The following is a 7,964-nucleotide window of genomic DNA, read 5'->3' as shown; positions in this document are numbered from 1 at the left end:
CTCCGCCTGGCCTCACACGTTTTGTCAGCGTTGTGTCGGTCAGTGGTGGCGCATTATAGGGAGTTCTTTGGCGCTGACAAGCGTTTATTTTAAAAAAACTTTTGTTCGCGCACCTTTTCAACAAAACGATGATATAAAGAACAAAAAAGCCTACTTCCTGATGCTTTTAATCGCTTTAGGCAAGTCTGCAAGGTTATTTATTATCAAATCAGCCGCTTGTTCTGCTTCATTTGTAATTGGTTTACCTGTACGAACTAATACCTTAGTACCAACTTTCGCCATCACCGCCGCTTGCATATCTTCCAATTTGTCACCAACCATATAAGAAGCAGCCATATCAATGCCAAGCTCCTTCTGTGCATCCAGCAGCATACCTGGTTGTGGTTTACGACAATCACAACTCTTCTTATATTGTTCTTCAGTCGCATCTGGATGATGGGGACAATAATAAATGCCATCCAAATCTACACCGCGATCTGCCAGTGACCAATCCATCCATTCTGTCAATTGCAAGAATTGTTCTTCATTGAAAATGCCGCGGGCAATACCTGACTGGTTTGTGACTAATACCAGTGCATACCCCATTTTTTTCAATTCAATCATGGTTTCAATGGCACCATCGATAAATTGAAAATCATCTACTTCGTGTACATAACCATGATCGATATTTATTGTTCCGTCACGATCTAAAAATACGGCAGGAATACCTTGTGTCACCCGATTGCTCCAAGCAATGTAAGAAGTTCTCAGTATCGCATGATTTAGCCATGAATGAGAATGCAGCAATTAATTTATTCCCAGTTGACTTAGACGTCTAGACACCTTAACATCCGATTTAACTAGTAGTTTGTTTTCTCGAAAATGTTCAAGCTACTAATTTTCGAATTTTTATAAGAATAAAAAAGAATAAAAATGATAAAATTGTCTCATATCAACAAAATATTCCAGCAGGGTGCCCGTTCTATCAACGCACTTTCAGATATCAGTTTGCATGTTCCGCAAGGGCAAATTTACGGTGTCATCGGTTCATCCGGTGCAGGCAAAAGTACGTTGATTCGCTGTGTAAATATGCTTGAGCGTCCAACTTCCGGGCAAATACTGGTTGATGGTCAGGATTTGACTATCCTATCTGATAGTGATTTGACCCATGCGCGTCGCCGTATTGGCATGATTTTCCAACACTTTAATTTGCTATCTTCGAGAACAGTTTTTGGCAACATAGCCTTACCTTTAGAATTAGATAATGTTCCAAAAGCGGAAATAAAAAAACGGGTAGATGAGTTATTAGAACTTGTTGGCCTTGCAGATAAACACGATGCTTATCCGGCAAATCTCTCTGGTGGACAGAAACAGCGTGTTGCTATTGCCCGTGCTTTAGCTAATTCACCCAAAGTACTTTTATGTGATGAAGCAACCAGTGCTCTGGATCCAGCAACAACCCGATCTATTCTGGAATTATTGAAAGATATTAATCGCCGTCTGGGTTTGACTATTCTGTTAATTACACATGAAATGGATGTCGTCAAACGTATATGTGACCAGGTTGCAGTTATCAGCGGTGGGCAGTTGATTGAACAGGATATTGTCAGTGAAGTGTTTTCTCATCCCAAAACACCTATCGCTCAGGCATTTATCCAGTCAACTTTGCATTTGGATATCCCTGAAGACTATGTGCAAAAAATGCAAAGCACCCCAGCCCCAGATCTTAGCCCATTATTGAAACTGGAGTTCACCGGTCAATCTGTAGACGCACCTTTGATTTCGATGGCAGTACGTCGTTTTGATATTGATATGAATATATTAAGTTCCCAAATTGACTATGCCGGTGGAGTAAAATTTGGTGTGATGTTAGCGGAATTACACGGTGAAAATGGCGGCATTGAATCAACAATTCAATTTTTACAAGACCATCATGTGAAAGTAGAGGTTCTCGGTTATGTCTGAAGGAATGATCTTATTGCTGGCTAAAGGCGTCTGGGAAACTCTGGTAATGACTTTTGTTTCTGGCTTCTTTGGCTTTATTATTGGGCTGCCGATAGGTGTCTTGTTATATGTCACCCGCCCTGGTCAGATTATGGAAAACAGTAAACTCTATCGTTTTCTTTCAGCGATAGTGAATGTTTTCCGTTCTATCCCATTTATTATTTTACTGGTATGGATGATTCCTTTTACCAGATTAATTGTTGGAACATCTATCGGTTTACAAGCCGCCATTGTTCCATTAACCATAGGTGCCGCACCATTTATCGCCCGTATGGTGGAAAATGCTTTACTGGAAATTCCATCAGGATTAATTGAAGCAGCTCGCGCAATGGGAGCAACTCCGTTCCAGATTGTGAAGAAAATTCTGTTACCTGAAGCGTTACCAGGTTTGCTTAATGCAGCTACAATTACCCTGATTACGTTAGTAGGTTATTCCGCAATGGGAGGTGCTGTAGGTGCGGGCGGATTAGGCCAGATTGGCTACCAATATGGTTATATCGGCTATAATGCAACAGTAATGAACACCGTATTAGTGTTACTGGTTATTTTAGTTTACTTAATTCAATTAAGTGGTGACCGTTTAGTTAAAGCCACAACACGCAAATAATAAAATTATTTTAAAACAGCACCGGTATCGGTGCTAATAAATCAGTATTCAATAGGGGTAAAGTATGTCTGTTAAATTAAGAACCATCGCAACTATCAGCGCTCTTTTAGGTTCATTAATTCTGGCTGGTTGCGGGCAGGAAAAACAAGATCCAAACCATATTAAAGTAGGCGTTATCGTTGGTGCAGAACAAGAAGTTGCTGAAATTGCGAAAAAAGTAGCTAAAGATAAATATGGTCTTGATGTAGAACTGGTCACTTTTAATGATTTTGTATTGCCAAACGAGGCTCTGAGTAAAGGTGATATTGATCTGAATGCATACCAGCACAAACCTTACATGGATCAACAAATCAAAGATCGTGGTTACAAACTGGTCACCGTTGGCAACTCTTTTATTTATCCAATTGCAGGTTATTCCAAGAAAATTAAATCCCTGGATGAATTACAGGATGGTTCTCAAATTGCGTTACCAAATGATCCAACGAACTTAGGCCGTTCTTTATTACTGTTACAGAAACAAAACTTAATCAAACTGAAAGATAACATAGGATTATTACCAACAACTCTGGATATTGCTGAAAATCCTAAAAATCTAAAATTGGTTGAGCTGGAAGCGCCACAATTACCACGTTCATTGGACGATCAAAAAATTGCTCTGGCAATCATTAATACGACATATGCCAGCCAAATCGGCCTGACTCCGGCAAAAGACGGTTTATTTGTCGAAAATAAAGATTCTCCATATGTAAACCTGCTGGTTAGCCGTGAAGATAATAAGGATGCTGAAAACGTTAAGAAATTCGTTAAAGCATATCAATCCGATGAAGTTGATGAAGCTGCCAATAAAATTTTTAACGGTGGTGCGGTGAAAGGCTGGTAATCTTTCATATTACACTCATCGATATTAGAATAATCAGGCGGACAGATTGTCCGCCTGATTTGTTATGGCATCATGTTTTCGATATTTTTTTGTTAACCTGATTCTATTCTCTTAACTCTGACAGTAAAAATTCGAGGATCTATTAATGCGTAAGCTGTTTATCTCTTTGTTAGCTCTATTCATAACAGGATGTTCAATGCAACAGACAGCATTTACTGACTCTTCTCAGTTATCGGATATGAAGCTCAAACAAGTATTAACCGAAGAAAAAAAGAATCTTTCCTCATCCGTAAAGTTGTATACCAAAAATGAAGAGTTATTAAATGCCGCATTTAAAGATTTAGGAATTGTTTCTGGTCAATCATGCCGTGGTTCTTTACAGGATCCACCAGCTAATATCGCCGTAGCACGTAACCAGATGATAACGAAGGCCGCTCATTTGAATGCTAACGCAGTTTTATTACATCAGTGCGAGATGTTATCAGGTCAAGGATGCTACCAGATAGCAATATGTGAAGGTTCAGCTCTGCTTATTACTCAATGACCGATTTTAATTTCACACAAATAGGGGTTATCCACTCCCCTTATAAAGAAAAATTTGCCGTTCCACGCCAACCAGGTCTTATTGAAGATGGCGGAGGGCAATTAGTACTTCTTCCACCCTATAATCAACCAGATGCAGTTCGTGGTTTGGAACAATTTAGTCATCTGTGGGTTATTTTTATTTTCCATCAAACAATGGATAGCGGCTGGAAACCAATGGTGCGTCCTCCCCGTTTAGGCGGCAATGCAAAAATGGGCGTATTCTCAACCCGTTCAACTTTCAGACCGAATCCAATTGGTATGTCTCTGATTGAACTTAAAGGAATTGGATACAGAAAAGGCAGTGTTACTCTGGAATTGGGCAGCCTGGATTTAGTTGATGGCACACCGGTTATTGATATCAAGCCTTATCTGCCTTTCGCTGAATGTCAGCCGCACGCTGTGGCAGGTTTTGCCCAAGAAGCACCTTCCGCCGGTATGGAAGTGATATTTTTACCTGCCGCCGAACAACAGCTCATCTCAGTTCAGGGCACTTACCCGGATTTACGCCGTTTTATCAGTCAGGTCTTGGCTCAAGACCCTCGTCCTGCTTATCGGAGAGGAGAACAGGAAAATCGAGAATATGCCGTTCATTTACTGAATTTTAATGTACGCTGGAGAATCTGTGGCACACTGACTAAAGTGTTTTCCATTGAACCCCTTTAAAAATCAGTATATGCCCTTTTGACATCTTAAACTCGCTGGTAGACTAAAGACTTATTTTCGTTTTTTATTAGCTGGCAAATTTCTGCCAGTCAGAAGCAATTTGCTGCTCTAATGGAACCCTAACAATGCGCACTAGCCAATATCTGCTCTCTACATTAAAAGAGACTCCTGCCGATGCAGAGGTTGTCAGTCATAAACTGATGCTTCGTGCGGGCATGATCCGTAAGCTCGCTTCAGGCTTGTATAATTGGATGCCTACAGGTGTCCGCGTACTAAAAAAAGTTGAGAAAATTGTTCGTGAAGAGATGAACAATGCCGGAGCAATTGAAATATCTATGCCCGTCGTACAGCCGGCAGATTTATGGCAGGAAAGTGGTCGCTGGGAACAGTACGGCCCAGAATTACTGCGTTTTGCTGACAGAGGGGATCGCCCTTTTGTGCTGGGTCCAACTCACGAGGAAGTCGTTACTGATCTGATCCGTAATGAAGTCAGCTCATACAAACAGTTACCGCTGACTTTATTCCAGATCCAGACTAAATTCCGGGACGAAGTTCGCCCTCGCTTTGGTGTAATGCGCTCCCGGGAATTCTTAATGAAAGATGCTTATTCTTTCCATGCTACCCAAGAGTCACTACAAGAAACTTACGACAATATGTACGAAGCCTACAGCAAAATCTTTACCCGTATTGGTTTGGATTTCCGTGCTGTTCTGGCAGACACCGGTTCTATCGGCGGTAGTGCTTCCCATGAATTTCAGGTTCTGGCTGCCAGTGGAGAAGATGATATCGTTTTCTCAACTGAATCCAATTACGCAGCTAATATTGAATTGGCCGAAGCCGTCGCTCCTGCTTATGATCGTGCAACACCAACAGAAGAGATGCATCTGGTAGACACCCCAAACGCAAAAACAATTGCTGAACTGGTTGAACAATTCAATCTGCCAGTTGAAAAAACGGTTAAGACTCTGATGGTTCATGCAGCAGAAAATACGGGCCATAAATTGATCGCCTTATTGGTCCGCGGCGACCATGAACTTAATGAAATCAAAGCAGAGAAATTATCTTTGGTTGCCAGCCCTCTGACTTTTGCTACCGAAGAAGAAATTCGTGCAATTGTAGGTGCCGGCCCAGGCTCACTGGGACCCGTCAATCTGCCAATACCTGTTATTATTGACCGCAGTGTGGCGGTGATGAATGACTTTGGCGCAGGCGCCAACATTGATGACAAACACTATTTCGGTATCAACTGGGAACGTGATTTACCAATACCAGCAGTCGCTGATATCCGTAATGTTGTTGAAGGTGATGCCAGCCCGGATGGTAAAGGAACATTACTCATCAAACGTGGCATTGAAGTTGGCCATATCTTCCAACTTGGCACCAAGTATTCTGATGCAATGAAAGCAACCGTTCAAGGCGAAGACGGCCACAATCAGATTGTCACTATGGGTTGTTATGGTATTGGCGTTACCCGCATTGTCGCCGCAGCGATTGAACAAAATCACGATGACCGCGGTATCATCTGGCCTGATGCAATTGCACCATTCCAGGTCGCTATTCTGCCAATGAATATGCATAAGTCATATCGTGTTAAGGAAGTTGCAGAGAAACTGTATGCTGATCTGCGCGTCAACGGCATTGATGTTATTTTCGATGATCGTAAAGAGCGCCCAGGCGTGATGTTTGCTGATATGGAGCTGATTGGCGTACCACACACTATCGTTATCGGTGACCGTAATCTTGATAATGGCGAAGTAGAATATAAATATCGTCGCAGTGATGAAAAACAGATACTGAAGCTAAACGATGTTGCTGATTATCTGAAACAACAACTTAGTTGTTAATTAGGGTTATTACAATAACTCATTGAGCAGTATGGTGATAATGGTCAGATCATAAAGACGCAGTAAGTGAACTCGTTTTACTCTTCTGGCCCATTATCACCATTCATATTGAAGCTAGAATTATTTCTTCATACAAGATTTCGATTTATCGAAATGAATTTTACCTGTCTGAACCAAGGCAGAATTAAATAGCCCATCCTCCATTGACGGACTCACGCTATAATAGCCTTCAACTTCAACATAAACCGGCGTTCCACCTTCTACGCCAGCTTGATGATAGCCTTGCTCCAAATCCAAACTTTCCGGCACGTCATAACGCTTACCTGTACTACAATCGGTGAATGAAGCGGCATCAGCCATGTAACTGTATTCACCCGTCAGTTTTTCTGGTTTTACCCGTTTCAGCTCATAGTTGAATGACGATTCAATTGTGTTGCCTTCCATATCCAGCATTACCAAATTTCCATCTTTCGGCAGATAGTAATATTTCTGGTCATCTGATTTTTCCAGACGGATTTTTTCTCCATCTTTCGCCCATTGCCCGGATTCAAAGAATGACTGATCACCATCACGAGAACCAAGATAAGTTTGTTCCAGAATATAAGTACCATCATCATCCAATAACAGTGTGGTATCAATACCAGAACAATCAGCACAAGGAACAACACCATGAAAAGTCTGATCCACTGGCTGTGAACTCGTTTGCTGTACCAAGTTACCTTTACATCCCACCAAAGCAGATACGCCCACAGCAACTAACGCTGTTAAAAGTTTTTTATTCACATTTATCTCCAAACAGTATAATGAGCTCTGTAACTCATCTTAATTAGTAACACAAGGAACATAGCGATTATTGCAGTTTAATAGCGTAAATACCGTCCTTTTTAAAGATGTTACCCAATAGTAGCGAAATGATATGAGTCGATTTTAATACTTTTGTCAGGAACTTGCTGTGAAATAAGACTTTTATTTATTTACCGTTCAAAGGGAACAACCAAAGTTATTCATTAATCACGATTGATTTCCTGTGCTATAGTCATTAATAGTGCTTTTGAGTTACAATTTTTAACAACCACAGGCGGCAATAACCGCCACTAACCATAGTGGTGAGCAAATATGTCTATAAATACTGAATATCAACCAATTAACTGTGACGACTATGATAACCTTGAGTTGGCTTGCCAACATCAGCTCCATCTACACATAAAATTACGAGGTGGTGAAGTTATTGAAGGGAAAGCCTGTGATTTGATTTTGAGAAAGAAAGCTGAATACCTGATAATCGAAACAGCAGATAATTCCCGAGAACTGCGGTTGGATCATATCGCCAGTTTCAGTCACCCTGAAATCGGTACTGTTATTGTTGAACATTCCGAATCCTGATAAGAAACAAGAAATAGCC

9 protein-coding genes are annotated in these 7,964 nt (G+C 41.1%); 7 read left to right on the top strand and 2 right to left on the bottom strand.

Going from position 1 to position 7,964, the window contains the following annotated elements; translation table 11 throughout:
* Positions 1 to 150 precede the first annotated feature (150 nt).
* Positions 151 to 717, bottom strand: coding sequence for a D-glycero-beta-D-manno-heptose 1,7-bisphosphate 7-phosphatase (gmhB, locus tag LGZ99_RS00670; protein ID WP_036838469.1), 567 nt, complete (start codon positions 715 to 717; stop codon positions 151 to 153).
* A 195-nt stretch (positions 718 to 912) separates the two neighbouring features.
* On the opposite strand from gmhB, the gene metN reads away from it, so the two are divergent.
* From metN to proS, 6 genes are all read left to right on the top strand, one after another.
* Positions 913 to 1,944, top strand: a complete 1,032-nt coding sequence (gene metN, locus LGZ99_RS00665) for a methionine ABC transporter ATP-binding protein MetN (protein WP_036838471.1) — start codon at positions 913 to 915, stop codon at positions 1,942 to 1,944.
* A complete protein-coding gene (locus LGZ99_RS00660) occupies positions 1,937 to 2,590 on the top strand; it encodes a methionine ABC transporter permease MetI (protein WP_036838473.1) in 654 nt (217 codons plus the stop codon). Before metN ends, LGZ99_RS00660 begins: the two co-directional genes overlap by 8 nt.
* Positions 2,591 to 2,654: 64 nt before the next feature.
* Positions 2,655 to 3,470 (top strand): MetQ/NlpA family lipoprotein, encoded by an 816-nt coding sequence (locus LGZ99_RS00655; RefSeq protein WP_023044732.1) that lies wholly within the window; start codon positions 2,655 to 2,657, stop codon positions 3,468 to 3,470.
* Between the two features lie 196 nt (positions 3,471 to 3,666).
* Complete coding sequence (rcsF, locus tag LGZ99_RS00650; protein ID WP_262978790.1) at positions 3,667 to 4,014, top strand: envelope stress sensor lipoprotein RcsF; 348 nt, start codon at positions 3,667 to 3,669, stop codon at positions 4,012 to 4,014.
* The gene (tsaA, locus tag LGZ99_RS00645; RefSeq protein WP_021324827.1) at positions 4,011 to 4,718 is read left to right on the top strand and encodes a tRNA (N6-threonylcarbamoyladenosine(37)-N6)-methyltransferase TrmO; all 708 of its coding nucleotides are present in this window, start codon (positions 4,011 to 4,013) and stop codon (positions 4,716 to 4,718) included. The genes rcsF and tsaA overlap by 4 nt, the downstream gene beginning before the upstream one ends.
* A 125-nt stretch (positions 4,719 to 4,843) precedes the next feature.
* Positions 4,844 to 6,562, top strand: a complete 1,719-nt coding sequence (gene proS / locus LGZ99_RS00640) for a proline--tRNA ligase (protein WP_021324826.1) — start codon at positions 4,844 to 4,846, stop codon at positions 6,560 to 6,562.
* Positions 6,563 to 6,682: 120 nt separating this feature from the next.
* Here proS and nlpE read toward each other — a convergent pair whose 3' ends face one another.
* Entirely contained in the window at positions 6,683 to 7,345 is a 663-nt protein-coding gene (nlpE, locus tag LGZ99_RS00635; RefSeq protein WP_023044734.1) for an envelope stress response activation lipoprotein NlpE, read from the bottom strand.
* 333 nt (positions 7,346 to 7,678) lie between these two features.
* On the opposite strand from nlpE, the gene rof reads away from it, so the two are divergent.
* A complete protein-coding gene (rof, locus tag LGZ99_RS00630; protein ID WP_021324825.1) occupies positions 7,679 to 7,945 on the top strand; it encodes a Rho-binding antiterminator in 267 nt (88 codons plus the stop codon).
* Positions 7,946 to 7,964: the final 19 nt, after the last annotated feature.

Origin of the sequence: Photorhabdus temperata (assembly GCF_025384845.1) — a bacterium.
Taxonomy (GTDB): domain Bacteria; phylum Pseudomonadota; class Gammaproteobacteria; order Enterobacterales; family Enterobacteriaceae; genus Photorhabdus; species Photorhabdus temperata.
This window is presented reverse-complemented; position numbering and strand designations above follow the sequence as displayed.

Coding starts and splice junctions, on each gene's coding strand:
- metN (WP_036838471.1), top strand. CDS start 913: ATGATAAAATTGTCTCATATCAACAAAATATTCCAGCAGGGTGCCCGT.
- LGZ99_RS00660 (WP_036838473.1), top strand. CDS start 1,937: ATGTCTGAAGGAATGATCTTATTGCTGGCTAAAGGCGTCTGGGAAACT.
- LGZ99_RS00655 (WP_023044732.1), top strand. CDS start 2,655: ATGTCTGTTAAATTAAGAACCATCGCAACTATCAGCGCTCTTTTAGGT.
- rcsF (WP_262978790.1), top strand. CDS start 3,667: ATGCAACAGACAGCATTTACTGACTCTTCTCAGTTATCGGATATGAAG.
- tsaA (WP_021324827.1), top strand. CDS start 4,011: ATGACCGATTTTAATTTCACACAAATAGGGGTTATCCACTCCCCTTAT.
- proS (WP_021324826.1), top strand. CDS start 4,844: ATGCGCACTAGCCAATATCTGCTCTCTACATTAAAAGAGACTCCTGCC.
- rof (WP_021324825.1), top strand. CDS start 7,679: ATGTCTATAAATACTGAATATCAACCAATTAACTGTGACGACTATGAT.